Raw genomic sequence first — 25,645 nt, forward strand, 5'->3', positions numbered from 1 at the left:
GACGCTCTGAGCAGACCGACCGCCCCCGTGGGTCTGGCCGACGCCTCGGCTTCCGCTCTAGGGTGGCCGTATGGCCCACCCGCATGCACGGCGGGCGACCACCCGGACACGTCTCGTCCTCCGGGTGATCGCCGGTGTCGTCGCCGCCGCGGCCGCCGCCGTGTTCCTGCTGGCGATCTGGATGGTGGTGTCGAGCCGGTTTGGCTGGGACGAACGCGACGTCCACGGCTACAGCCTGCTCTTCGGAACCCCGATTGCACTCTTCGCCGGGCTGGTCATGGCAGTCTCCTTACCGCTGGCGGTGCCGCCGGCGCACCGGAGCCGTGCGCGGGCCGTGTCCCTGGGAGTGCTTGCGGCGACCGTCGTGCTGCTCGTCATCGCGGTCGTCACCGCCTGAATCCACCCAGCGCGACCTCTCCTCATCGCTCCTCAGCGATCAACCGGTCTCGGCCGATCGTAGGCGGGCTCGGAGTCCGAGCAGGACGTCGACCACGACGAAGGCGGCGAGGCTGAGGCCGAGGAGCGGCAGGAGCGTGCCGATACCGGCCGCGACGATGAGGACCGCGACGATGCCGCACCAGGGTGCACGGCGGATCGCGCCGCGCGCTGGTGTGCTGCCGACGAGGCGTCCAGGTTCGCGGGTCGGTCGTCGCTGCCACCACATGACGTAGCCCCAGACGACCATGGCGACGAGACCGGACGCGAGGGCGAAGAGGAGGAGCTGGTTGGGGAGGCCGAACATGGAGCCCATGTGGGTGTCGACGCCCCAGCGGGTGAGCTTCGCGGCGAGGGGGAAGTCCGCGAAGTCGACCCGATCGGTGACCTGCATCGTCCATCCGTCGATCGCGACCGCGTCGACTTCGGTCGGGAAGCTGCGCTGGATCTCCTGCACCACCCACGCCGTTCCCGCGGTGGCCGGTGGCGTGATCTCGACGAGGCCCGTGTTGACGTTGACCTTCCGGGCGACGGAGAGCACCGCGTCGAATGTCGCCGGGTTCGCCGTCACCGTCTCGGGATCGGATGTGGGAGCCACGGTGCCTCCGTGGCCGGCATGCTCATCGGCCGGTGCGGACTCACCGCCGAGGTCGGTGGTCACGGATGGCGTGGACCAGTCGAAGGCGGCGCGGAGGGTGCCGACGTTGCCGCCGCCGTAATGCGACCAGGTGATGCCGGTGGCGGAGAGGAACAGTGCGCCGACGAGGAGCCAGATGCCGGTGGAGGTGTGCCAGGAGAGGATGCGCCGGTACCCCTTGGCTCGGTTGTTCGGGCGGACGAAGTCCTTCTTGGTGCGGGCTTTGCGGATGCGGGCGATCCAGAGGCCGAGGCCGGCGAGGGCGACGACACCGAGCCAGGAGGCGGCGAGTTCGCTGTAGAGGCGTCCGACCTCGCCGAGGTGCAGGTTGCGGTGGAGCTGGTCGATCCAGGTGCGCAGCGGCAGTGCTCCGCTGGTGCCGTACGCGGTGAGGTCGCCGCGGATCTGGGCGGTGGCCGGGTCGACGAACACGGCGCGGGTCTCGCTCTCGCCGAGCCCGTCACCGGTGTACATGACGCGCGTGGTGTCGCCGGGGTTCGGTGCGGGGCGCACGGCGACGATGGTGTCCTGGTCCTTCGTGTACGCGTTCGCAGCTTCGATCTGGTCTGCGAGCGGCAGATACTCGTCGGCCTCCGGCGCATGGAGCTGCTCGGCGTACACGAGCTGCTCGAGTTGCGGGGTCAGGGCGTAGAGCGCGCCGCTGGTCGCCGCGACGAGGATGAACGGTCCGACGAAGATCGCGGCGATGAAGTGGAGGCGGAGCAGCAGCTGCGGGAACCAGCCTCGGCTGCGGTCCGGTTTCGGGGGTGGTCCATCGGCGTGGAGATGGGCCGGTGCGCGTGTGGTCACGGGTGGTCCTTTCGAGAGGCATGGTCGTGGTCGTTGATGCGTGCGAGGCGGGCGTTGTAGTCGGTGAGTTCTGCGTCCCCGTCGCGTTCTGCTCGGCGGTCGTAGCGTTTCGCGGCACGTTCGTCACTCCGCACCCACTGGGAGACGACGATGAGGGCGACGAGGACGGCGGGGATCTCGCCGACGCTCCACGCGATACCGCCACCGACCGCTTGATCGGCGAGGAGCGCTGCGGTGTCCGTGTAGCCGAGCGCGGTCCACCACCCTTCCGCGAGCACGGTGGCGCTGGACATGATCGCGAGTCCGAAGAAGGCGTGGAAGGCGAGTGTCGCGAGCAGCAGGATGATCCGGAACGGATAGGCCGGACGGTTCGGGCCCGGGTCGATGCCGATGAGGACCCAGAAGAACAGGTACCCGGTGGCGAGGAAGTGCACCGTCATCAGGATGTGACCCTGGTGGGCGAGCATCGCCCACTCGAACCAACCCGTGTAGTAGAACACCACCAGACTCCCGGCGAAGAGCACTCCTGCGACGGCCGGTTTCGACAGCAGCCGCAGGTACCGCGAGTGCACCACGGCGAGGATCCACTCCCGGAGGCCTCGGCCTCCGTCGGTGCGACTCGGCAGGGTTCGCAGGGCGAGGAGGATCGGGCCGCCCAGGACGAGCAACGGCGGCACGATCATCATGAGCGCCATGTGCTGCAGCATGTGCGTGCTGAAGTGGATCTGCCCGTACACGGCGAGGCCACCGCTGGTCGCGTACAACAGCGCCGCGCAGCCGGCCAGCCAAGCGATCAGGCGGACCACGGGCCAGGCGTCGCCGCGGCGCCGGAGCGTCCGGAACGCCCACAGGCACCAGGCCGCACCGACCACGGCGAGGCCGGCCCACATCCAGTCGACGTGCCACTCGGTGAACATCCGCAGTGGCGTCACCTCCGGCGGGTAGGCGAACCCGAGGAGCCGGCGGCGGACGTCGTCGGCGACCGGCTCCTGCGACACCGGCGGTTGGCTGCGCGACAACGCGACCGAGACGCCCATCGTGACCGCCATGACGACGACCTCGACGACAGCGAGCCGGATGAACGTCGACCGCTTCCCGGGTTCGGCCTGCAGCCGGGGGATGAGCCGGAGCCGGTGCCACACGCCGGCGAGTCCGAGCAGCACGAGCGCGACGGTCTTCGCGACCAGGAGCAGCCCATACGGGGTGAGGAGGTCCGTCGGGCCCGCGAGTCGCAGCGAGGCGTTCACGACGCCCGAGAAGGCCACCGCACCGAACGCCCAACCGGCGAGCACCGAGTAGCGTGCGACGACCGCGCCGATCTGATCACCGATCTTCCGACGGAGCAGGATCACGGCCACGAGACCGCCGACCCAGGCGGTGACGCCGATCAGGTGGATCGCGAGCGAGTTGACCGCGTTGCCGTGCTCGTCGGAGCCTGCAGCATGACCAGACAGGGACAGCGGAAGCAGTGCGAAGACGGCGATCGCGTTCGCGGCGGCGATCCACGCCAGACGGCGGGCGAGGAGCACGATGCAGAACACCACCAGCACGCACGCGAGCGAGCACACCAGGGTCTGCCCGAGTTCCAACTGCGTCGCGTAGAACACGAAGGTCTTCGCGAACGTCGGCGAGGACACCGGCACACCGATGGAGTTCGCCGCGGTGAACACCAGCACTGCGATTCCCGCCGCGAGCCAGACGGAGGCCGCCCAGGCCGCCCAGCGGATCGCCTTCGACTGCGAGAACGACACGACACCCGGGAGGATCCGCTGCCCTGGCAGCAGGAAGGTCGCAGCGATGAGCAGGCCGATCGTGACCGACGCTGCCGCATCGTGGACGACCCTCGCGACCGGCAGACCGCGAGTGACGATCACCCCCGGATCCGACAGCAGCGTGCCGGTCGTGAACGCACCCGTGAACTGCAGCGCGGAGAGCGCCACGACGACCGCCACCGGCAACGCAGCCAGCATGACGGCTTCAGGTGCACGGATCGGCACGAGGACGGGCGACTGGCCTCGCTGACCGCTCGGATCGGCTTCGGGCGCACTCGACGGAATGGGTGTTTCTGCCACAGGAGGTGGCTCCTTCCCCGCGGGCTCAAGTGGACGAACCCAGCGGCACAGCTCACCCGGTGAGCCCGCGACCGCACCCGAACGGGCGCCGGGCAGGACCGAGCGGCGGAAATGGTGGCACTCCGCCGGTGCACGGCGCATCGGGACGACGCTGGTTCGAGCGTCGTCGTCGAGGAAGCGTCCTATGCGCACGCAGCGGTGACCGTCGACCGAGCGTGCAGCTCGGCGAGGTCGTGCCGTGATCTCAGAGGAAGGACAGCGCCGGAGGCCCGCGCAAGGCGGTCGTCTCCGGATACACGCCGAGTGGGCGCAGGATCGGCACGTCACGCTGCGGCAGCACCCGGGCGGGCAGCACCGGCGACGCCAGAGCCGCGAGGACCGCGGGCACCAGCCGTGCGAGGACGAACTCCGTGATGGCTCCGGCCGTCGACAGCAGCGTCTCGGCTCGGTGGAGCGCGGCGATGGTCACGAGGCCGGCGACGAGGTGGGCGAACCACATGGCGGCACCGGCGTGGCCGTCGTGCATCATCGGCATCGACGACGTCTCGAGGATCACCGGTGATCCGTGGGAGAGGTGGCCGCTCGGCGTCGTCGTCGAGGTGGTGCCCTGGGCGGTGCCGAGGACGAAGAGCGTGTGGAACAGGACCTGACTCACCGCGACGGAGACGGACAGACGGACGATCGACAGCCGTCTGCCTGCGAGCAGGACGCAGACGGCGGTCGAGAACACGAGTGGCACGACGACACCGAGGACGCCGGGCATCGAGCCGCCGCCGGCGACGTGCGACAGGAGTGCAACGAAGGTCGAGAACGCCGCGGCGACCACACCACGAAGGGTGCGGGTCGAGCGGGCGGACGACATGTGCCCATTCTTGCAGACCGTCACCACCGTCATGAGGCCGCGCCGTGCCGCCAGGCGAGCAGCGCCACCCCGATCGAGCGCGGTGCAGACGCGCATGCCCGGCGCTGATGGCAGACCGCGGCTTCCCGGCGCAACCCCGATGCGGCAGGACCATGCCAGGTTCGGCGACGGTATACCGTCGAGGCATGAGCCACACCCTGGAACCGGGTACGACCGCTGCACCCGCCGGGTCGCCGATCGAGGCACGCCGCAGGCACTACGCGGAGTTCTACGGCCTCGCTCCGTTGCCGACGGACTTCGGGGTGGTGCTCGGCAACTGCCAGGCGGAATCCCTGCGCACCGTGATGGATGCGCCGGACCGCCGGTTCGTGCGCGTGCCGGCCGTGCATGAGATGACCCCCGAGGATGCGGAGCGACTGCACGAGGTGGTCGGCGTCGCGCACACCGTGGTGTCGCAACCCGTACGGGACGACTACCACGATCTGCCGCTCGGCACGCGTCAGGTGGCAGCCTCCACGAGCGGCCGCGTGCTCACGGTGACTCCGGTGCGGTTCGGGGGCTTGCATCCGTTCCAGGCCGCCGTCCGGGTCCCCGGCGTCGAGGAGAACCCGCCGATCGTGGCGTACCACGACGTCCGGACGCTCGCGGCCGCCGCAGGCATCCCCGTCGTGTCTGCGCTCCAGCCGGACGCCGTGCGCGCGATCGGCCGAGCCTCCGTCGAGGAACTGCGGAGACGCGAGGCCGCGACCGACGTGCCGGTGTCCGACCTCTTCGACTTGGTCACCGCCGACCACGCGCGCACTGTCAACCACCCGGGGAACGCGATCTGGCTGCCGCTCGGCGCCCGCATCCTCGAAACCCTGGGGGCCCCTGGTGGCGTCACCGACCCCGGACGCCCCCTGCTCAACGCGGTGCGCGCACCCATCGCACCCGAGGTCGTCGACGCCTGGTCGTTGACGGACGAGCCCCGCGAACATTGGATCGTCGAGGGCGTCGAGATCGACAACGCGGAGGTGCGCGCCGCCCACACCGATTGGTATGCGTCCCACCCCGAGTTCGTCGTCGCTGCCCTCGACCGGCTCTCGGCCCTCCTGACCGTGTGGCGCAACGCGTGACCGGGAGTGCGCAGCCGTGGGTCGTCGGCAACCGGTGGGACACGCTCGACGACGTCCATCCTGATCCGCTGCCACGCGTCTCGGTGATCGTCGCGCACTACGACCAGCCCGGTGAGCTGCTCCGGACCCTGCACGCCCTCGCCGCGCAGGACTACCCGCGTCACCTCCTGGAGGTGATCGTCGCCGACGACGGATCCCCGGGTGACGTGTCGGTTCCGGACGACGTGATCCTCGTCCGGCAGGAGGACCAGGGGTTCCGGCTTGCCGCCGTCCGCAACCTGGGCGTGCGGGCGAGCAGCGGCGAGGTGTTGTGCTTCCTCGATGCCGACACGGTCCCCGAGCCGGGGTACGTGCGCGCGCTCACGCGGCTGCCCGCCCTGCTGCCCGAGGCGGTCACGGTGGGGCGGCGTCGCCACGCCGATTTCGCCGGGGTCGCCCCGGAGACACCGGTCGTCGAGGCGGCCGCCGGCCGTGAGCTCGCCGAACCGGCGTGGCTCGCCGAGGAGTACGCGCGCAGTCGGCATCTGCGCGACGCGGACGACCGCTCCTATCGATTCATGATCGGCGCGGTCATCGCCTGCTCGCGGAGCATGTTCGACGAGGTCGGCGGATTCGACGAGTCCTTCACCTCGTACGGAGGTGAGGACTGGGAGTGGGCGTACCGCATGTGGCAGGCGGGAGCGGTCTTCGCCCATGTCCCGACCGCCGTGGCATGGCACGACGGCCCCGAGTGGGCCGAGCGCGACGGCTCAGGCATGGACCGCGCGAACGCCCAGACCATGCGGCTCCTGTCGTCGATCCCCGTGTCGGGGTCCGCGCCGCGGGCGCTGTGGTCGGACACGGCGGATCTTCTCGTGCGGTTGCGGGGTACCCACACGGCGGCCGCTCGGTTCGTCGCGGCGGACTCGCTGTTCACCGCCTTCCCGCAGGCTCGGTTCGTCCTCGAGGACGGCGGAGCGGAGGAGCTCGGGGGAGACCCGCGCGTCCTCCGTGCATCAGCCGGAGTCGACGCCCGAGTGACGTGGGAGCTCGACCGTCCGATCGTGATCCTCGACCCGACCTGGATCGTCGATCTCGTCGACCGCCTCGGCACCGGGGACGTGGGCACCGTCGAGCTCGTCGACACGGACGGTGCGTCGCTCGGCCGCCTGCGATCCCGGCGGGCCAGGCGGCGTGAGGAACGGTGGGGCAGTCCCGATGCCTTCGAGACGCAGCAGCTCGTCGCCGATGGCGTCCATCTGCTGCGGCCCGACCCCCGGGTGGCGGCCTGGGTCGGCGGCTGGGGCGGACCCTCATCGTTCTGCTGACCCGATCGGCGACGACGCGCTCCACGCATCATTCACGCGGCCCGAACGCCGGCCCTCCGTCGGACGTCTGCACCACCGGGCGCGCTGAGTGCAACCCCACCGGTTCCGGCCTGCGTCTCGTTTAGCGTGGTCGTCATGTCTCCCCGCGACCAGTACGACCTGACCAACCCCGTGACCCAGTACGACCGGGTCGAGCCCCCGCTGCAGCACCAGCCGGAGCCCGGCGTGCAGGCCAAGATGACCCCCGTTCCCGACCTCGGTGAAGCGAGCTACCGGGGCAGCGGACGCCTGAACGGTCGGAAGGCACTCATCACGGGCGGAGACTCCGGTATCGGTGCTGCCACGGCGATCGCGTTCGCCCGCGAAGGTGCGGACGTGGTCATCGCCCACCTCCCGGGTGAGGAGGAGGACGCCGAGCACGTGCTGTCGCTCATCGCCGACGCAGGGCGCCGAGGTAAGGCGATCGTCGCCGACATCTCGCACGCCGACCAGTGCCGTCGGCTCGTCGCGGAGGCCGCGGACTTCCTCGGAGGCCTGGACGTCCTCGTCAACAACGCGGGCAAGCAGGTCGCGGTCGACCGGGTGGAGGACCTCAGCGACGAGCAGTTCGAGGAGACCTTCCGGACGAACGTGTTCGCGAACTTCTGGATCACCAAGGCGGCGCTCGAACACCTGGGCGAGGGCGCGAGCATCGTGAACACGGCGTCGCTCGAGGCGTACAAGCCGTCACCAGACCGGCTCGACTACGCGGCGACCAAGGCCGCGATCAACAACCTCTCGAAGGGGCTCGCGCTGCAGCTCGCTTCGCGCGGGATCCGCGTGAACGTGGTCGCTCCCGGCCCCGTGTGGACCGCCTTGCAGGTCTCCGACGGCGTCTCCGACGAGCAGATGGAGCACTTCGACGACGAGAACACGTATCAGCGTGCCGGTCAGCCGGCTGAGCTCGCGCCGGCGTACGTCTACCTCGCCTCGGCGGAGTCCGGCTACGTCTCCGGGGCGACGCTGAACGTCAACGGCGGCATGGTCACCCCGTGACCGCGGCTGCGTGCACGGTCTTCTTCCTCCCCGGGCTCGGCCTCGACGCCGCCGCGGTCGCACCCGTGGCTCGCGAACTCGACGCTCGGTTCCGGGTGATCGCCGTCGAACTGCCTGGCCAGGGCGACACGGCCGACGCGCCGGACGGCTCGGTCGAGTCGCAGGTCGACGCTGCCCTCTCCGTGATCGCGGCGCAGGCCGACGGCGGACCCTGGATGCTGTGCGCCCACAGCATGGGCGGCAAGGTCGCCGCGGGGATCGCCGCCCGGGTCCGCGGGGGCGACGTGCCCGTCTTCGGCCTCCTCGGTGTCGTGCTCCTCGCGCCGTCACCGCCCACGCCTGAGCCGATGCCGGACGCCAAGCGCCACCAGATGCTCAGCTGGATCGAGGACGGGCCCATCGCCGAGGCGGACGCTCGGACCTTCGTCGACGACAACGTGGGTGCGCCCCTGCCGGCCGAACTGCAGGCGGCCGCGGTGGCGTCCGTGCGGGCGATGTCGCCCGTCGCCTGGCGACGATGGCTGGAGCAGGGCAGTGTGGAGGACCTCTCCTCTTCGATCGGGACTCTCGATCTGCCGTGCGTCGTGCTGGCAGGGGAGGAGGACGAGGCGCTCGGAGCCGCTGCGCAGCCGGAGTTGCTCTCGGGCGTCTACCCCCGCGCACGGTTCGTGCCGCTGGCCGGCGCGGGGCATCTGCTCTCCTTCGAGCGCCCCGTCGATGTCGCTCGGGCGATCACCGAGCTGTGGGACGAGATCGTCGCACACAGTGCGGTCGTCCCCGCGGAGTGGGGGCTCGTCATCGCGTCCCCGCGGACCACGCCGCGGGTGCGGCGTGCGCTGGCACGACGCGCCTTGCCGGACGACCCCCGGTATCGGTCCCGCACCCTGAGCAGGGAACAGCTGGACCTGCTCCGCGCCGTCGCCGATCGCCTGGTTCCGCAGCCGGCGGGTGGGCGGATCGACCTCGCCGCGCGGGTCGACGCCGACCTCGCAGCCGGTGGTGGCGACGGATGGCGGCCGGTCGGAGGACTCACGGACGACGAGGCCTACCGCGCCGGACTGGATGCCCTCCGAACCGCTTGGCCGGACTCGGCCGATGACCAGGATGCGTTGGTCGGCGCCGTGATCGACGGCCAGGGCGTTCCCGGGGGTGCCATCGATGCGGATGATCTGCGTCGCTGGTTCGAGGACCTGCGCGTGGACGTCACGCGGGAGTGGCTCATCCACCCAGCGTCGTTGGCCCGGGTCGGGTACGACGGGTTCGCGACCGGCGCTGAAGACGTCGACTTCGCCGGCTATCGCGAGCTCGGTGCCGACACCCGGGATGACTGGGAGCCCTCCGACCTCGGCGCCGCACCCGCCCCCACACCCGCACAGTAGCAGGAGGACACAGCGTGAACCTGGACGCGATGAAGATCTACGACCTCGACGACAGCGTCGACGTCGTGGTGGTCGGTACCGGTGCGGGTGGCGCACCACTGCTCGCGCGACTCGCTGAGGCGGGGCTGCGCGTCGTCGCTCTCGAGGCAGGGCCAAATCACGACCCCGCGGAGTCCACGCCGGACGAGGTCGACGCGACGACGATCAACTGGATGTCCAGCCGGTTCAGCGGCGGGGACGCTCCGACGGCGTTCGGCCCGAACAACAGCGGGTTCGGCGTCGGCGGTGGCACCGTCCACTGGGGCGCGTTCACGCCCCGGCCGGACGCCCGGGACCTGCGTCTGCGCAGCGAGACCGGTCTCGGGCGTGACTGGCCCGTCGACCATGCGGAGTTCACCCGCTACGTCGAGGAGGTCGAGGCGACCATCGGTGTCTCCGGGCCGACGCCGTATCCGTGGGACCCGTCGCGCACCTACCTGTACGCGCCGCCGAAGCGGAACGCCCCGGCTGACCTCATGGCGAAGGGCGCAGAGTCGCTCGGCATCCGGGCGACCGACGCACCCGCCGCGATCATCACGCGCGACCGCGATCAGCCGCACCACGGCCTCCGACGCGCCACGACGAACGTCGGCTCCATCCACCAGGGCGAGCGCCACGGTGCGAAGGCGACGACGGCCATCACCTACCTGCCGGCGGCGGTCGCGGCGGGAGCGGAGATCCGTCCGGACGCCGTCGTGCACACCATCGAGCGGGATGCCCGCGGTCGGGTGACCGGCGTCGTCTATCGCCAGGACGGCGTCGACAAGCGGCAACGCTGCGAGGTGCTCGTGTTGGCCGGCGGCGGGGTGGAGACCCCTCGGCTCCTGCTGCACAACGACCTCGCGAACGCCAGCGGTCAGGTCGGCCGGAACTTCCTCGCCCATGGTGCGGTGCAGGTGTGGGGGCGGTTCGACGAGCAGATCCGCGGCTACCGCGGCTACCCGTCGGCGCTCATCACCGAGGACTTCGTCCGCCCTGAAGGTGCTGACTTCGCCGGAGGATATCTGCTCCAGAGCCTCGGCGTCATGCCGTTCAACTACGCGACCACCCTCGTGCGCGGCGGCGGTCTTTGGGGCACCGAGCTCGTCGACGAGCTCGACGCGTCCCGGTACAACGCCGGCATCGGGATGAACGCCGAGTGTCTGCCCGCCGACGGCAACCGGCTCGAGCTCTCGTCGGAGGAGGACGAATGGGGTCTGCCGCGTGCGACCATCTCGTTCTCGCCCGGCGACAACGAGCAGGCCATCGACCGCCACGCCATCCGCACGATGACGGACATCCTCACGGCAGCCGGGGCACGGAGCACCAGGGTGCTCGCGCGCACGGCGCACACGCTCGGCACGTGCCGGATGAGCGACGATCCGAGTGACGGCGTGGTCGACGGGGACGGTCGATCGCACGACATCGACAACCTGTGGATCTGCGACAACTCCACCTTCCCGAGCGCGCTCTCCGCGAACCCGGGCCTGGCGCAGATGGCGCTGTCGCTGCGCACGGCCGATCGGATGCTCGCGGCACGCTGAAGAGGGGCGCTCGTCGCCGGATCATCGCACGCGCGTCCTCCGGATCTACTCCAGTTCGGCCGATCGCTCGGACCGCTCGGTTCGGGACAAATGTCGACGCTTCGCGTCCCAGGTCCAGTCGGCGACCGCGGGGATGTCCTCGCCGTGCTCGCGCGTGTACGCCCTGGCTTGCGCACGTGCGTCCTGCATCCGTTGGCGGAGTGCCACCTCGCGTACGGCCAGCCCGGGAACACGATCGAGGACGTCGATGACGAGCTGGTACCGGTCGAGCTGGTTCATCATCACCATGTCGAACGGTGTCGTCGTGGTCCCTTCCTCGATGAAGCCGCGGACGTGCAGGTTGTCGTGGCCGCGACGCCGATAGGTCAGCCGATGGATGAGCCACGGGTACCCGTGGTACGCGAAGATCACGGGTCGATCCGCCGTGAACAGCGCGTCGTACTCAGTGTCACTGAGGCCATGCGGATGCTCGCCCTCGCTCTGCAGACGCATGAGGTCGACGACGTTCACCACCCTGACCCGGAGCCATGGCAGGTTCTCGTGCAATAGCTGCGCCGCGGCGAGGACCTCGAGTGTCGGTACATCACCCGCGCAGGCGAGCACGACGTCGGGTTCCTCGCCAGGCCGCTCAGTGCCGGCCCACTCGAGGACACCGGCGCCGCGGGTACAGTGCGCGATCGCCTCGTCCATCGTGAGCCAGTCCGGCTGCGATTGTTTACCCGCGACGACCACGTTCACGTAGTCGACCGACCGCAGGCAATGGTCGTAGGTGGACAACAGCGTGTTCGCATCGAACGGCAGGTAGACCCGGACGACGTCGGCCTTCTTGTTGACGACGTGATCGATGAAGCCGGGGTCCTGATGCGAGGCGCCGTTGTGGTCCTGGCGCCAGACGTGGGAGCTGAGGAGGTAGTTCAGCGATGAGACCGGACGGCGCCACGGAATGGTGCGCGCGGTCTTCAACCACTTCGCGTGCTGGTTGAACATCGAGTCGACGATGTGGATGAACGCCTCGTACGAGTTGATCAACCCGTGGCGTCCGGTGAGGAGGTACCCCTCGAGCCACCCCTCGCACTGGTGCTCGCTGAGCATCTCGACGACGCGCCCCGAACGGGCCAGATGGTTGTCGAGGTCGGCCGACTCGGAGAGGGCGTCCCACTGCTTGTCGGTCACCTCGAAGACGGCCTGAAGACGGTTCGACGCCGTCTCGTCCGGTCCGAAGATCCGGAAGGTGTCGGGGTTCCGCACGATGACGTCGCGGAGCCAGGTGCCGAGCACGGTGGTGGCAGAGGAGCTCGTCCTGCCGGGTTCGGTGACATCGACGCCATATGTGCGGAAGTCGGGGAGCCGGAGCTCGCGCCGGAGTATCCCGCCGTTGGCGACCGGGTTCGCACTCATCCTGCGATCGCCGAGCGGGGCGAGCGCGGTGACCGACGGCACCGGGGCGCCGGACTCGTCGAAGAGCTCCTCGGGCCGGTAGGAGCGCAACCACCCTTCGAGGACCGCGAGGTGCTCCGGCGTGTCGCGAGCGTTCGCCAACGGCACCTGGTGGGAGCGCCAGTTGTCCTCGGCCGCCTTCCCATCGATGACCGGCGGGCAGGTCCAACCCTTTGGCGTCCGGAGGATGATCATCGGCCAGGCCGGTCGTCGTACGGGCGCGCCCGCTGCCGCGTCCGAAGCCGCATCGGCCTTGATCTGCGCGATCTCGTCGAGCACCTCGTCGAGGACGGTGGCGAACCGTCGGTGGACCAACAGCGGGTCCTCGCCGTCGAACCCACCCGACACCAGGTGGGGTGTGTGGCCGTAACCGCGCATCAGCTGTTCGAGTTCCGCCTCCGGGATCCGGGCGAGCACCGTCGGGTTGGCGATCTTGTACCCGTTGAGGTGCAGGATCGGGAGGACGACGCCATCGTGCAGCGGGTCGATGAACTTGTTCGAGTGCCAACCGGTGGCCAACGGGCCGGTCTCGGCTTCGCCGTCGCCCACGACTGCGGCGACGAGCAGATCCGGGTTGTCGAAGACCGCACCGTAGGCGTGGGAGAGGGAGTAGCCGAGTTCGCCACCCTCGTGGATGGACCCGGGGGTCTCGGGAGCGACGTGGCTCGGGATCCCGCCTGGGAAGGAGAACTGTCGGAAGAGCCTCCGAATGCCGTCCTCGCTCCGATCGATGTGCCGGTAGACCTCGCTGTAGGTGCCGTCGAGATAGGTGCTCGCGACGACGCCAGGCCCGCCGTGGCCGGGTCCCGCGATGAAGATCGCGTTCAGCTCACGGAGCCGGATGACGCGGTTGAGGTGGGCGTAGACGAAGTTGAGCCCCGGTGTGGTGCCCCAATGACCGAGCAGTCTCGATTTGATGTGCTCCGGACGGAGGGGTTCCCGGAGGAGCGGATTGTCGAGGAGGTAGATCTGCCCGACGGAGAGGTAGTTCGCGGCACGCCACCAGGCGTCGAGTGAGGCGAGCGAGTCGGCCTCGAGAGCGCCCGAACCGTCCGCCTGCCAGGCCCCGACCGCTGTCGTCACTGCTGGGGTATTGGTCACGACAGCCACTCGTCGGTCGCCGGTCTGATGCGCCGGGGGAATCGGCGACCGGTCAGGCGAGCGGGGGTGATGCGGATGAAGTTGCTCTTCACCGTCGGACTCCAGGAGTCGAGACCCAGCACCCCGGACTCGTCGATCTCCGCATCGATGGCGAGACGCCGTGCGCTGCCGTGCGCGATCACGCTCCACCAGCTGTCGGCGTCGTGTCCGTCGACCTCGAACGCGACGCGCGGCCGACTCGTGATGTCCATGAGTTTGGAACCGGGTGCCGACCGGATGTAGATGCGCCGATCGTGCACGAGGAAGTTCACCGGGAGGAGGTCCGGGCCTCCATCGTCGTTGACGACGGCGATGCGGCCGATCTTGGAGGCGACGGCGAGCGCCCAGCAGGCGTCCTCGTCGAGGTGTTCCACCTCGGTCGCTTTCGCGTCGACGGGGTGGACCACGGAGGTGTCGCGCCAGTACGGATTGTCGGACGATGATGCGCGTGTGGCTCCGGGGGTCGACCCGGCCCGAGGGGTCTCGGTCATGACTCGTCCACGCCGACGGGGTCGGCGTCCTGCGCGGTGTCCGTGCTGTCGGCGAGGCGACCGATCCTGGTCTGTCGGTCCGGGACGACCAGGATCGGCGCGGCAGCATGGCGCACGCAGGCCTCCGTGGCCGATCCGAGCATGAGTCCGGCGAACCCGTCCCGTCCGCGTGCACCCATCACCAGGAGGCGTGCATCGCGAGCGGCGTTGATGAGCACCGGGGCCGCTCGACCTTCGATGACCTCCGTGGAGACGTGTGCCGGGAGTTCGGGACCGAACACCTCGGCGGTGCACGTCGTGAGCGCTGTCCGTGCGTCCTCCCGCGGCGACCAGGCCAGTGCCAGCGGGTACCCGCTGAACGAGATCGGTTCGTGCCACGCGAGGACCACCCGCAGCGGGGCCCCCAACCGCTCCGCGAAGTCGGCGGCGAGCCGAAGCGCGTCGAGGGACGCCACCGAGCCGTCGACGCCGACGACGACCGGCCGTCGGTCGTCGCCGTCCGTCGTCATGAGGTCGTGGTCGTCACCGCGGAGGACGAGGACCGGGCAGGGGGCGTGTCGCGCGATCGCCTCGCTGACCGAACCCAGCATGATCCCGGCGAGACCGCCGTGTTCATGCCCGCCGGTGACGAGCAGCTGCGCGGTGGTGCCGACCTCGGCGAGTACCTGGGCAGGCGTGCCCATCACGAGTTCGGTGGAGAACCAGTCGGGCGTGGCGTCGCCGAAGACCTCGGTGGTGATGGCCCTCAGGAGCTCCTGGGCGTCGGCGTCAGGTGCCCAGCCGGCGACGGTCGGATAGCCGGCGTACCCGACATTGGGGAACTGCCACACGAGGACGGCCCGCAGCGGGGCATCGAGGACCGGGGCGAGTCGCGCTGCCGTCCGGAACGCGGCCATGGAGGCCTCGGAACCGTCGACTCCGACGACGACCGGCATCGTCGGAGGTTCGGAGGTGGCCGTCATCGGGGTCGTCGCCGTTCGGACGGGGGAGTCTGTGCCGCTGTTCATGTCAGGAGTGTCCCGTGTGTCCGCGGGGACGCCCAGAGTCGAAGGTCCTGCCGCCCTGGATGCCGACCGACGGGTAGGGACGACGCTCGGGTGTCCGTCACCCCTACCCCAGCCTGCCCCGGCACCATGCGGTGTCGTCCGAGTGCGGCCCTCAGGAGGATCTCCCACGGGATCGTCTCCTGGGCCTTGTCGGCTGAACGGGTCGAACCCGCGCTGCTGAAGCTACGGACGAACGCCCACGGGCGATGGGACCAAGGTCCCGCGGACGATCACGGGTTTCACGCCTCACACCGGCTCAGGTCGTTCGGCGGTCAGGTCGAAGGTGCGACCGTAGACCTGCTCGGGCGTGATGCGCACGAACACCTCGGTAGAGATCGGGATGAGCGTGGTGAGGGCGAGTCGTTCGGCGAGGTCGATGTCGACTCCGTGCTGGAGTTGCTCGGCGGTGCCCTTCACGACGACGCTCCAAGCCTCCGCGTCGTCGTAGTAGTCGACCTCGAGGGCGACCTGGTCGTTGATCGTCAGTTCGACGAGCTTGTCGCCAGGGTTCGTGCGGATGATGATCGTGTGCCCGTCGACGACGTAGCTGATCGGGAAGATGTCGGGCCGACCGCCGACGCTCATGGCGAGTCTGCCGATCGAAACACGCGACAGTTGCTCCCAGCAAGCATCCTCGCCGAGCATCGAAACAGGGGTCTGGTCGTTCATGGGAACAATGTCCCGGTCGTGGGTGGCGAAGGGCAGGGCCGAACGTCCCGCAGGACCTTCGCCCCTGCCCAGGATCGCTGGAACGACGCAGGCTACTCGCATGGATCCGACCGTCGAACCGCAGCATGCCCGCCGCTCCCTGCGCCACGCGACCCTCCGCATCGTCGACCGTCTGAACGACGCACTCCGATGAGCGACTCGCGCAACCGGCCGACCGAAGCCGGAATCGCCGTGCAGGGTGCCGTCCGGACGGCCCTCATCTGGGAATCGGACATCGACGCCGCCAGCGTCGGAGTCGCCGTCACCGACGGCATCGTGACACTCACGGGGCAGGTTCGGACGTTCAAGGAGGTGCTGGCGGTCCGACGTCGTGTCCTGGCGGTTCCCGGGGTGCACGGCATCGCTGACGAGCTCGTGGTCGGTCCGTGTGAACCGATGACGCTGACCGACACCATGCTCGCCCACCGAGTCGTCGACGTGCTGGGATGGGCGGACGGCGTCGATGTCGAGACGATCCAGGTCCGTGTGACCGGTGGTGCGGTCGAACTGATCGGGTCGGTCAGCACCCGAGACCATGCCGAGACGGCCGAAACGCTGGTGTCGGCGCTGCGCGGCGTCGAGCGTGTGGAGAACCACCTCGTCGTCACGGATGAGGCGTCCGCCCGCGCGGTTCACGCGAGCAGCGGGTCGGTGGCACCCGACGGGCCCTGAGGGGCGCTGGGAACCACGATCGTCGGGGCGTCGATGTAGAGCAGGAGCGTGTGGCTGGTCGATCCGAGCATGAACCGTCGGATCGGTCCGTACCCACGGGTTCCGACCACGATCGCGGACGCCGATGCGGCGAACGCATGTAAGGCGCCGGCCGGGTGCGACTCCGTGAGGTGTTGCTGGACCGACACCTCCGGGAACGCCTCGACGAGACTGGCTGTCGTGCGTGCGAGCGTCTCGGAGTGGGTCTCGCGGATCCAGTCGACGAGCGTCGGGTTGAGCGCGTGCACGCCTGTCGTCGTCGGCCGGTGCCAGGCATGGACGAGGTGCAGCGGCTCCTGCCGGGCGATCGCCTCACGCGCGGCGAACGACAGGGCGGCGTAGTCGGTCGTGCCATCGACACCGACGACCACGCCGTGGCGTCCGGTTTCGGCGAGCTCCGGTATGACCGCGACGGGGCCCGACGATGCTGCCGCGAGCCGTGAGCCGAGTGACCAGCCTGAGCTCCGGGTCGGTGATCCGTGCTCGTCCGTGCCGAGCGCCACCAGGCGGGTGTCGTCGGAGAAACCGCGGAGTTCGGTGTACCGGTCACCGATGACGACGTCGGCCCGGACGAGCAGCTCGGGATGGAGAACGCGGAGGCGGGACGCCTCGTCCTCGGTCGATGCCACCGCTCGCTCGAGCGATTCACCATCATCCGCAGACGACCGGTCGACGACCTGCACCACGCGGAGGGCGTCCGACGTGGCCGCGGCGCGTGAGGCGGCCCAGGTCGATGCGCGTCGAGCAGCATCGGAACCATCCCAGGCGATGACGGTCTGTTCGATCATGTCGAGACTCCCTGCGTCGTGCGCGGGGCTGCACCCCGGCTGGGATCCGATCGTCGCGTGTGGTCGCGAACGAGCACAGAGGCGAACGTCCCACGGATGGCAGGACCCCGGATCACCCGGGATGGGAGCGCGCGCGGGATTCGGCCTCGTAGGCGGCGGCTTGTGTGCGCCGCTGCATGCCCAGTTTGCTCAAGAGCGAGGAGACGTAGTTCTTCACGGTCTTCTCGGCGATGCCGAGGTGATCGCCGATCTGGCGGTTGGTCAGTCCATCGGCGATCAGTGCGAGGATCTGGCTTTCGCGGAGACCCAGCGTCTCGCGTCGTGGATCGTCGCGGTGCTCCTGAGCAAGCGATGCGGACAGGTTCTTCGCCAGGGTGCTGCTCAGCAGTCGGCGGCCGGCGGCGACACTCCGGATGGCCGAGATGAGGCCGCTACCGCGGATGTCCTTCAGGACGTAGCCCGAAGCACCCGCGAGGACCGCCGCGGTGATCGCGGTGTCGTCGTCGTAGGCGGTCAGCATGATGCAGCGGAGGTCAGCGTGCTCCGACAGGAGGTCGCGACAGAGATCCACGCCGTTCCCGTCGGGGAGCCGGACGTCCAGGAGCGCGATCCGCGGGCGGGTCGCCGCGATGCGCTGCAGCGCGTCCCGCGCCGTCGCCGCTTCCCCGACGACCTCGAGGTCGGGTTCTGCCGACACGAGTTCCGCGACGCCGCGGCGCACGATCTCGTGGTCGTCGACGAGGAACACACGAATGGGTTCAGCGGCCACGGGTGCCTCCAGAGTTGGCTGTGGCGGACAACGGGATCCACCAACGGACCGTCGTCCCTGCTGCCGACGAGTCGATGACGCAGCCTCCGCGCAACCGCTGCGCGCGCTGTTCGAGGTTCGCGATACCGCTTCGCCGGGCGACGTCGTCCGGCACGAATCCTCGCCCGTCGTCCGAGATCGTCAATCGCAGGGTCTCGTCCTGGTGCGAGAGGTTGACACTGGTCGTCGTCGCGTGAGCGTGCCGTGCCACATTGCTCAGGGCCTCTCGACACACCGCGAGGATCTCATCAGCCTGCGCCGGGGTCGCTGCATGATCGATCGCCCCGGTGAACGTGACCGCGGGGGAGAACCCGAGGGCCCCGCTGTGCTCGTCGGCCAGCGTGATCAGTCGCAACCGCAAGCCGGTGGCTCCGGTCGATCTCCCGGTCAAGGCGAAGACGACGGTCCGGATCTGAGTGATGCTGGCGTCGAGCGACTCGATGGCGTTGTCGAGGATGTCGTTCGTCCGACCCGACGTCGCGGAGGCCAGCGATTGCAGATCCAGACCGGTTGCGAACAGTCGCTGGATGACGTGGTCGTGGAGATCCCGGGCAATCCGCCCTCGGTCCTCCATCACCACCAGACGTTCCTGATTCTCACGGGCGGAGGCGAGCTCGATCGCCACGGCGACCTGCGAACAGAAGTCCGTCGTCATCCGCGCGTCGAACGGTGTGAACGGAGGCCGCTCGGGTGATCGGCCGAGGAGCAGGACCCTCGGCGGTGCCAACGGCAGTCGCACCGCGAGCATCGGCCCGGTGTAGGGCTCGGCCGAGCGCGAGCGGGTGGCCGCGGCGCCTGGCGAATCGGCGACCCGATCGACGCCGCTCGTGAACGCGGCGGCGGCCAGTCGTCGAGCGCGTCCCGGCAGGACGTCGATGATGACGTCATCCTCCGTGTCGCGAGCGGCGAGCACGTGGCGTTCTTCGTCGATGATGGACGCCACGTCTGCTCCGGCGAGATCGACGCTCATCCGACAGAGGAACGTCTCTGCGGATTCGGCCGAGTCGGTCAGGACCGCGTTGGTGAACTCCATCGATGCCGCCGTCCACGCCTGCCGGCTTCGACTCTCCTCGTAGAGACGGGCGTTCTCGATCGCGACGCCCGCCGTCGAGGCGAGCGAGGTCACCAGTTGCTCGTCCTCGGCTGAGAACGAACCCCCACGCTTGTTCGTCAGGTAGAGGTTGCCGAACACTTCGTCCCTGACACGCACCGGAACACCGAGGAACGAGCTCATCGGCGGGTGCTCAGCAGGGAAGCCCGACGAGCGTGGATCGTCGGTCAGCGAATCCAGCCGGATCGGTTGCGGGTCTTCGATCACCGCGCCGAGGAGACCGTGGCCCTCCGGGAGATGACCGATCCGTGCTGCGGTCTCGACGGGCATCCCGACATGGATGAACTGCTCGAGGCCGCCATGAGTCGCGATGACCCCCATCGCTCCGTACTCCGCGTCGACGAGCTCGACGGCGGCGTCCACGATCGTGCGCAGCACGCTGCTCAGGTTGAGTTCCTCGGTGATCGCCCGGTTGGCGGTGATGAGCGCGTGGAGGCGCCCCTGCGTCTTCAGGACGAGCGCGGCCTGCGTGACCAGTGCGGCTAGCGCGCTGTCGAACTCTGCGTGCGCGGGATCGGGGAATTGCGGCGGAGCGTCGGCGTCCATCCACACCCCCTGGTGCATCGGTCTGCATGCCTGTGCGAGCAGCATAGCCCCGTGCCACCGGGCCATCCAACCGCCGAAGGACCTACGCCCCTACCAGCCGACCCGTCGTTCCCCCAGGATACGAAGCGACGCACGACCGAGGGAGCGCAGCCATGAGTGCACACGTGGTGGTCGGGACGAACGGTTCAGCATCCGCAGGACGCGCGGTGCGATGGGCCGCGTCTGCCGCCGAGCGTCTCGGCGCAGTGCTGCTGGTCGTACTGGTGCTCGAGCAGCAGGATTCGCGAGGAGTCCGATCCGCGGGCGGGACCCAGACGCTCATCCGTGCGGAGGCGACGGCGAGGACTGGTCATCCGGGTCTCAGCGTCGAACGGCGCCTGGCGTACGGCGACGTCGTGACCCAGCTCGCGCGTGCATCCGAAGCGACCGTCCTCATCGTCCTGGGAACGGATCGAGGCCCGCAGCAGACGAGGACATCACCGTACGGGGCGCTCGCCGCCCGGCTGGTGACGTCGGCGCCGTGTCCCGTGGCCGTCATCCCAGCTCGTGAACCGGGTCCGGGGGCCGCCTTGGTGGTCGGCATCGACGACGACGTGCAGGCCACGTCCGTGCTCGCCGTGGCCATCGACGTGGCGGCCTGGTCCGGTTCGTCGCTGGACCTGGTCCATGCATGGAAGCCTGCACCGCCGTTCCTGGCGGAGGTCAGGCCCGAGGAGCAGCACCCGCCCCTCGGGGTGTCCGACGCAATGACCGACATCATCACGCGGACGTTCGCGCGAGAGTCGGATCTGCACGCCAGCATCGAGCTGCGGGTGGAGCTCGTCGTCGGGGGCGCCGTCGATGCCTTGCGCACGGCGGCGCAGCACGCATCGTTGCTCGTCATCGGGAGCCATGGCCGACACGTCCTGGCGTCGCTGGCACTCGGTTCGGTGAGCCGTTCGCTGCTGTCCCTGATGCCGTGCCCACTGCTCATCGTGCCGCGTTCGGCGGGCGACGCACGACTCGTGCCGCGTCCGGGCCCGTCCGAGGGTCCATCGGTGGCGTCGACCGTCTGAACTTCATCGCTCCGGAACGCCGAGGGGGAGGACGAGGGTGGGCGCGGGGATGTCGAGCAGGACCGTGTGGCTGACGGAACCCAGGAACAGTCGGCGGAGCCGGCTCACTCCGTGCCTGCCGAGCACCAGGAGCTGAGCCGATCGGGCCACCGCGGTGATGGCCGGCCCCGGTTCGTCCTCGATCAGCTGCTTGGCGATCGTGACCGTCGGGTGGCTCGCCGCGACGTCGGCCACGGTGGCGTCCAGCAAGCGTGCGTGTTCCTGCGCCAGCCACTGCAGCATGTCTCGGTCCAAGACGTCCTCGGACTCCCAGATCGGTGGTGTCCAAGCGTGCAGGACGGTCAGCCCGCATCGGGTCCGCTCGGCTTCCTCCGCTGCGATCCGCACCAGCTCCAGTTCGCCGATGGATCCATCGACGGCGACGACGATCTGCTGCACCGACGTGCGTGGGTCGTCGACGAAGGTGGGCACGATGACGACCGGGCCGACCGCCGTCGCGGCTACCTTCGTCGCGACGGACCAGGCGAACCGGAACGGCGCTTCACCGCTCCGGTTCGTACCGAGCACGACACACGTATCAGCGCTGCTGAGACCGGCGAGCACCTCGACGGGGTCCCCGAGCTCGAATCTGGACGAGATGCTCGTATCGGGATGCGACTCCCGTACCTGTTCGGCTGCGTCCATGAGCCGGATCCTCGCTTCGGCTGCGAGCGAACCGGCGACGAAGTACTCGGCGCTCGACTCGTCCCGGGTCCCGACGGTCACGAGTTCGACGTCCTCGGCACCCCACCAGCGGAGCGCCCAGTCGAGGGCGTTTCGGGCAGCATCCGTGTCGTCCCAGCCGATGATCGCTCGCCTGCTCATGATGGTCCTCCCTCATCGCCGATGGTCTCGAGATGGGGGCCCATCGCGCAGGTGTCATCGTCGTCCTTCCACCACCTTGGCTCGTCGCGCGAGACGACCGTAGAGGCGTTGGTCCTCCTGCGTCTCACCTCGGGGCTTCGTCGTCCGGGGTGGAGACCGGCCGACGAGGAACCACGATGGTCGGGGCGTCGATGGTCAGCAGCAGTTGATGACTGGTCGACCCGAGGAAGAACCTCAGGACCGCGCCGCGGCCTCGGGTTCCGACCACGAGTGCCGTCGCCGAACCGGCGAACGCATGCAGGGCGTCGGCCGGCCAGCCCTCGGACAGGTGTTGCTGCAGCGAGACCTCGGGGAAGTCCCGCTCGATACGCTCCACAGCCTCGGAGAGAGCGGTCGTGTGCGCGTCGCCGAGCCAAGCGATGAACTCCGGATTGAGCCCGCGTGCTCCCGCGGCGGTCGGTTGATGCCAGGCATGCACCACATGGAGTGGTTCCTCACGGGCGATCGCCTCTCGTGCGGCCAGCTCGATCGCAGGCCTGTCCTCCTCTCGGTTCTCGATCCCGAGCACGACACCGTGACGCTCACCCGCTGCCACCTGGGGGATGACCGCGACCGGGCCGGAACACGACGCAGCCAACCGACTGCCCAACGACCAGCCTGAGGTCCGGGACGTCGTGCCGAGTTCGTCCGTGCCGACGGCGAGGAGGCGATGCTCGTCGGAGCAGGCTCGAAGGTCGGCGAGTGGTTCACCGACGAGTACCTCGGAGCGGACGTCGAGGACCGGATACCGCTGTCGGATACTGATGGCCTCGTCCTCAGCGGACTCCACCGCGCGGATGAGCGTCACGTCGTCGGCACCGGCCGGACCTGGAGCGACGACCTGGATGAGTGTGATGGGTTCGCCGGTCGCGAGGGCGCGATGTGTCGCCCATTCCGCTGCGCGACGCGCTACGGCGGAACCGTCCCATCCGACGAGGGTGTGTTCGGTCATGATCTGCTCCTTCGAGGGTCGGCCCGGTACGGGCCTCTCATCAGCCTGCGGCCCGAGCGACGCGGACTCAGAGCCGAAGGTCCTGCGCGTCCGCTCGGGTGGACGGCGCGGCGGAGGCTGAGGCGATCACGGTCATGCCTCGTCGGAGTGGCCGCGAGGCGGCCGATGGGCCCGAAGGCTGTTGAGGATCGTGATCACGTCGATGACCTCTTGGAGGGTGGCACCGATGATGGCCGGAAGGACGCCCCAGGTCGCGACCAGCATGAGCGCGACGCTCAGCCCGATGCCGATGCCGATGCTCTGACGCGCCACCCGGACGGCGCGTCGGGCGATCCGCATCACGCTCACGACTCGACGCAGGTCGTCGACGAGGATGACGACGTCGGCGGCCTGTGAGGCGGCGGTGGCGCCGCGTGCACCGAGCGCGACGCCGACATCGGCTGCGGCGAGGACCGGTGCGTCGTTGACGCCGTCGCCCACCATGACGACCGGCCGATCGGCGATGCCCGCGATGACGACCACCTTCTCCGCCGGGAGCAGCCCGGCGTGCACCTCGGGGACGCCGACGGCGGCGGCCACGTGCGCGGCGGTGCCCTGCGCGTCGCCGGTCACCATCACGAGGCGCTGCACACCGAGGCCGCGCACCTGCGACACGACGTCTGCCGCTTCGTCGCGGACGCCGTCACGGAGCACGATCCGGCCGATGAGTGCGCCGTCCGCGGTCACGAAGATCGCCATCTCGCCCGGCACCAGGGCTGCGAAGTGATCGGGTAGCGCGGTCCCGACCGCAGCCTTGCCGACCTCGATCCGTTCGGTCCCCACGATCGCACTGACGCCGCGCCCGGGCAGCTCCGAGACGTCGTGCGCTCGCGGCAGCCGCGCCGACGGCCCCAGCCGTGCCGCCGCGGCGTCGACGACAGCCTCGGCGAGGACATGCGTGGACCCCAGCTCGACGGCTCCCGCGATGGCGAGGACCTCGTCTTCACCGCGGTTCGCCGCGCACTCAACCCGATCCACGACGGGCGCCCCACGGGTGAGCGTTCCCGTCTTGTCGAACGCGATCGTCCTCACCCTGGAGAGTTGTTCGAGCGTTCCGCCGCTCTTGACGATGACGCCGTTCCGCGCCGCTCGGCTCATGCCCGCGATGAACGCCACCGGCGCCGCGATCAGCAGCGGACACGGCGTGGCGACCACGAGCACCTCCGCGAATCGCACCGGATCGCCGCTGAGCGCCCAAGCCAGGCCGCCGAGGACGAGGGCGAAGACGGTGAACGGGACGGCATATCGGTCGGCGAGTCGGACGAAGGGCGCCTTGCTGTCGGCGGCCGATTCGACCAGCTGGACGATCTGGTGGTACTGACTGCCGGCGACCGTCGCGGTTGCGCGGATGGTCGCACCGAGCTGCCCGTTGACCGTCCCACTCAGCAGGGATGCTCCTCGGGTTCGGGTGACCGGAAGGCTCTCGCCGGTGAGCGAGGACTCGTCCACCTCGACGGTCGCGCTGAGCAGTTCGCCGTCCACCGGCACCACCTCACCGGGGTGCACGAGGAGGATGTCACCGATCCCGATGTCGGCGACCTCCACCTCGTCGACCGTGCCGTCATCGCGGAGGCGGTGCGCGAAGGACGGAGCCGTCGCCAACAGGGCGGTCAGTTCCCGCCTGGCTCGCGTCGACGCGAAGTCCTCGAGCGCCTGGCCGCCGGTCAACATGAGCGCGACGATCGCCGCGGCCCAGACGTCACCGAGGATGACCGTGCTGGTGATCGCGACGATGGCGAGGACATCGAGTCCCCAGGAGCCCGAGCGGATGCGACGGATCATGCGCGCGAGCTGCACGACCGCGATGAGTGACGCGGTGGCCGCGAGCACGACGGACGAGACCGTCGTCGCGCCGAGGAGGGCGGACGCCCCTCCGACGACGAGTGCGAACAGTGTCGTCAGGACCAGGGGGTATCGGCGGGCCGCCTGCAGACCGGTCTGCAGTGTGGCGCGTCCGTGCTGGCGAGCTGGACGTCCTCCGAGCGGTGGTGAGTCCGGGTCATGGTCGTCACGGATCGGAGCGTCTCCGCTCCGTGCGTCAGCCGAAGGTTGGCTCTGGCCGGACACCCGAGGCTCCCGGTGGTCGGTAGACGTGATGGGGGGCGGGAAGCCGCCGTGGCCTGACGGCCTCTGGGAGCAGCGCAGCGAGGTCGAGCATCTCGATCCAGGTCTCGAACCCGTCGCGGTTGAGCTGTCCACTCGACGACACGAGGTCCGGGTTCATCGAGCCGTCGAGCTGGGCGAAGTGCGGGTGAAGGGGGAGGAACCCCACATCCAGGGCGACGCACAGTCCTGCGAGCGCGTCGTTGAGCGCTTCGATGGCCGGGGCGTGGCGTGCATCGGCGGGCGGCAGCGCTTGGAGCACGAGACGGGTGCCGGGAAGCGCTGCGTGAAGCGTTCGCAGAACGTGCTCGATGGAGGTGAGCATCCGGCCAGGGTGTGTCAGGTCGACGATCCCGCATGCACCGTCGGCGCTGCCGGTCGAGAGGATCAACGCCGCCGGCTCGACGCGGACAAGGACCACGGTGAGTGGTGCAAGGCCGTCGGCCGAGAGTGCTGCGCCCCGGAGGTCCAGCACCAGGCCTGGCGTGAACCACGTGTCCCACTCGCACCTGCCGAGGAAACCGTCACCGATGACGCCGAGCCTCGGTTGCGCCCGTGGTCCTTGAGCCGTGTTCATCGGGATCGCCGCCGGT

The 25,645-nt window shown here is 69.6% G+C and carries 22 protein-coding genes; 8 read left to right on the forward strand and 14 right to left on the reverse strand.

What is annotated here, in order from left to right; translation table 11 throughout:
- The first annotated feature begins 70 nt into the window (after window positions 1-70).
- On the forward strand, window positions 71-397 hold the full coding sequence (locus IFR14_RS10415) for a hypothetical protein (RefSeq protein ID WP_191941011.1): 327 nt from the start codon (window positions 71-73) through the stop codon (window positions 395-397).
- Window positions 398-436: 39 nt separating this feature from the next.
- On the opposite strand, the gene IFR14_RS10420 is transcribed toward IFR14_RS10415, so the two are convergent.
- The 3 genes from IFR14_RS10420 to IFR14_RS10430 form a co-directional block, all read right to left on the reverse strand.
- Window positions 437-1,882, reverse strand: a complete 1,446-nt coding sequence (locus tag IFR14_RS10420; RefSeq protein WP_191941012.1) for a PepSY domain-containing protein — start codon at window positions 1,880-1,882, stop codon at window positions 437-439.
- Complete coding sequence (locus tag IFR14_RS10425; protein ID WP_342365679.1) at window positions 1,879-3,954, reverse strand: cytochrome c oxidase assembly protein; 2,076 nt, start codon at window positions 3,952-3,954, stop codon at window positions 1,879-1,881. The genes IFR14_RS10420 and IFR14_RS10425 overlap by 4 nt, the downstream gene beginning before the upstream one ends.
- 244 nt (window positions 3,955-4,198) lie before the next feature.
- On the reverse strand, window positions 4,199-4,816 hold the full coding sequence (locus tag IFR14_RS10430; protein ID WP_137241769.1) for a hypothetical protein: 618 nt from the start codon (window positions 4,814-4,816) through the stop codon (window positions 4,199-4,201).
- A gap of 185 nt (window positions 4,817-5,001) precedes the next feature.
- Here IFR14_RS10430 and IFR14_RS10435 point away from each other — a divergent pair, with 185 nt between their 5' ends.
- The 5 genes from IFR14_RS10435 (at window position 5,002) to IFR14_RS10455 (ending at window position 11,214) form a co-directional block, all read left to right on the forward strand.
- Window positions 5,002-5,931, forward strand: coding sequence for a WcbI family polysaccharide biosynthesis putative acetyltransferase (locus tag IFR14_RS10435; protein ID WP_191941013.1), 930 nt, complete (start codon window positions 5,002-5,004; stop codon window positions 5,929-5,931).
- A complete protein-coding gene (locus IFR14_RS10440; RefSeq protein WP_342365680.1) occupies window positions 5,928-7,238 on the forward strand; it encodes a glycosyltransferase family 2 protein in 1,311 nt (436 codons plus the stop codon). Before IFR14_RS10435 ends, IFR14_RS10440 begins: the two co-directional genes overlap by 4 nt.
- A gap of 135 nt (window positions 7,239-7,373) precedes the next feature.
- Window positions 7,374-8,273 carry an SDR family oxidoreductase gene (locus IFR14_RS10445; protein WP_191941015.1) on the forward strand — a complete coding sequence of 300 codons (900 nt, stop codon included), beginning with the start codon at window positions 7,374-7,376 and terminating at the stop codon, window positions 8,271-8,273.
- On the forward strand, window positions 8,270-9,652 hold the full coding sequence (locus IFR14_RS10450) for an alpha/beta fold hydrolase (RefSeq protein ID WP_191941016.1): 1,383 nt from the start codon (window positions 8,270-8,272) through the stop codon (window positions 9,650-9,652). The genes IFR14_RS10445 and IFR14_RS10450 overlap by 4 nt, the downstream gene beginning before the upstream one ends.
- A gap of 14 nt (window positions 9,653-9,666) precedes the next feature.
- Window positions 9,667-11,214, forward strand: coding sequence for a GMC family oxidoreductase (locus IFR14_RS10455; protein ID WP_342365681.1), 1,548 nt, complete (start codon window positions 9,667-9,669; stop codon window positions 11,212-11,214).
- Between the two features lie 45 nt (window positions 11,215-11,259).
- On the opposite strand, the gene IFR14_RS10460 is transcribed toward IFR14_RS10455, so the two are convergent.
- From IFR14_RS10460 to IFR14_RS10475, 4 genes are all read right to left on the reverse strand, one after another.
- Window positions 11,260-13,752, reverse strand: a complete 2,493-nt coding sequence (locus IFR14_RS10460; RefSeq protein ID WP_446728081.1) for a phosphoketolase family protein — start codon at window positions 13,750-13,752, stop codon at window positions 11,260-11,262.
- Complete coding sequence (locus IFR14_RS10465; RefSeq protein WP_191941017.1) at window positions 13,749-14,282, reverse strand: pyridoxamine 5'-phosphate oxidase family protein; 534 nt, start codon at window positions 14,280-14,282, stop codon at window positions 13,749-13,751. The genes IFR14_RS10460 and IFR14_RS10465 overlap by 4 nt, the downstream gene beginning before the upstream one ends.
- Complete coding sequence (locus tag IFR14_RS10470; RefSeq protein ID WP_191941018.1) at window positions 14,279-15,289, reverse strand: universal stress protein; 1,011 nt, start codon at window positions 15,287-15,289, stop codon at window positions 14,279-14,281. Before IFR14_RS10470 ends, IFR14_RS10465 begins: the two co-directional genes overlap by 4 nt.
- Before the next feature lie 285 nt (window positions 15,290-15,574).
- On the reverse strand, window positions 15,575-15,997 hold the full coding sequence (locus IFR14_RS10475; protein ID WP_191941019.1) for a pyridoxamine 5'-phosphate oxidase family protein: 423 nt from the start codon (window positions 15,995-15,997) through the stop codon (window positions 15,575-15,577).
- Window positions 15,998-16,186: 189 nt separating this feature from the next.
- Between IFR14_RS10475 and IFR14_RS10480 the strand changes: the two genes are divergently transcribed.
- A complete protein-coding gene (locus IFR14_RS10480) occupies window positions 16,187-16,708 on the forward strand; it encodes a BON domain-containing protein (protein ID WP_191941020.1) in 522 nt (173 codons plus the stop codon).
- On the opposite strand, the gene IFR14_RS10485 is transcribed toward IFR14_RS10480, so the two are convergent.
- From IFR14_RS10485 to IFR14_RS10495, 3 genes are all read right to left on the reverse strand, one after another.
- Window positions 16,669-17,535 (reverse strand): universal stress protein, encoded by an 867-nt coding sequence (locus IFR14_RS10485; RefSeq protein WP_191941021.1) that lies wholly within the window; start codon window positions 17,533-17,535, stop codon window positions 16,669-16,671. The genes IFR14_RS10480 and IFR14_RS10485 overlap by 40 nt on opposite strands.
- Before the next feature lie 112 nt (window positions 17,536-17,647).
- Window positions 17,648-18,304 carry a response regulator gene (locus IFR14_RS10490; protein ID WP_064293689.1) on the reverse strand — a complete coding sequence of 219 codons (657 nt, stop codon included), beginning with the start codon at window positions 18,302-18,304 and terminating at the stop codon, window positions 17,648-17,650.
- Window positions 18,294-20,000 (reverse strand): GAF domain-containing sensor histidine kinase, encoded by a 1,707-nt coding sequence (locus IFR14_RS10495; RefSeq protein WP_191941022.1) that lies wholly within the window; start codon window positions 19,998-20,000, stop codon window positions 18,294-18,296. Before IFR14_RS10495 ends, IFR14_RS10490 begins: the two co-directional genes overlap by 11 nt.
- A 152-nt stretch (window positions 20,001-20,152) precedes the next feature.
- On the opposite strand from IFR14_RS10495, the gene IFR14_RS10500 reads away from it, so the two are divergent.
- Window positions 20,153-21,055 carry a universal stress protein gene (locus IFR14_RS10500; protein ID WP_191941023.1) on the forward strand — a complete coding sequence of 301 codons (903 nt, stop codon included), beginning with the start codon at window positions 20,153-20,155 and terminating at the stop codon, window positions 21,053-21,055.
- A 3-nt stretch (window positions 21,056-21,058) separates the two neighbouring features.
- Here IFR14_RS10500 and IFR14_RS10505 read toward each other — a convergent pair whose 3' ends face one another.
- From IFR14_RS10505 to IFR14_RS10520, 4 genes are all read right to left on the reverse strand, one after another.
- Window positions 21,059-21,919 carry a universal stress protein gene (locus IFR14_RS10505; RefSeq protein WP_191941024.1) on the reverse strand — a complete coding sequence of 287 codons (861 nt, stop codon included), beginning with the start codon at window positions 21,917-21,919 and terminating at the stop codon, window positions 21,059-21,061.
- A gap of 124 nt (window positions 21,920-22,043) precedes the next feature.
- Window positions 22,044-22,910, reverse strand: a complete 867-nt coding sequence (locus IFR14_RS10510; protein ID WP_191941025.1) for a universal stress protein — start codon at window positions 22,908-22,910, stop codon at window positions 22,044-22,046.
- Window positions 22,911-23,042: 132 nt separating this feature from the next.
- Complete coding sequence (locus IFR14_RS10515) at window positions 23,043-25,016, reverse strand: heavy metal translocating P-type ATPase (RefSeq protein ID WP_342365682.1); 1,974 nt, start codon at window positions 25,014-25,016, stop codon at window positions 23,043-23,045.
- Window positions 24,988-25,629 carry a hypothetical protein gene (locus tag IFR14_RS10520; RefSeq protein WP_191941026.1) on the reverse strand — a complete coding sequence of 214 codons (642 nt, stop codon included), beginning with the start codon at window positions 25,627-25,629 and terminating at the stop codon, window positions 24,988-24,990. Before IFR14_RS10520 ends, IFR14_RS10515 begins: the two co-directional genes overlap by 29 nt.
- Window positions 25,630-25,645: the final 16 nt, after the last annotated feature.

This window comes from Plantibacter sp. CFBP 8775 (assembly GCF_014839505.1).
Lineage (GTDB): Bacteria > Actinomycetota > Actinomycetes > Actinomycetales > Microbacteriaceae > Plantibacter > Plantibacter auratus.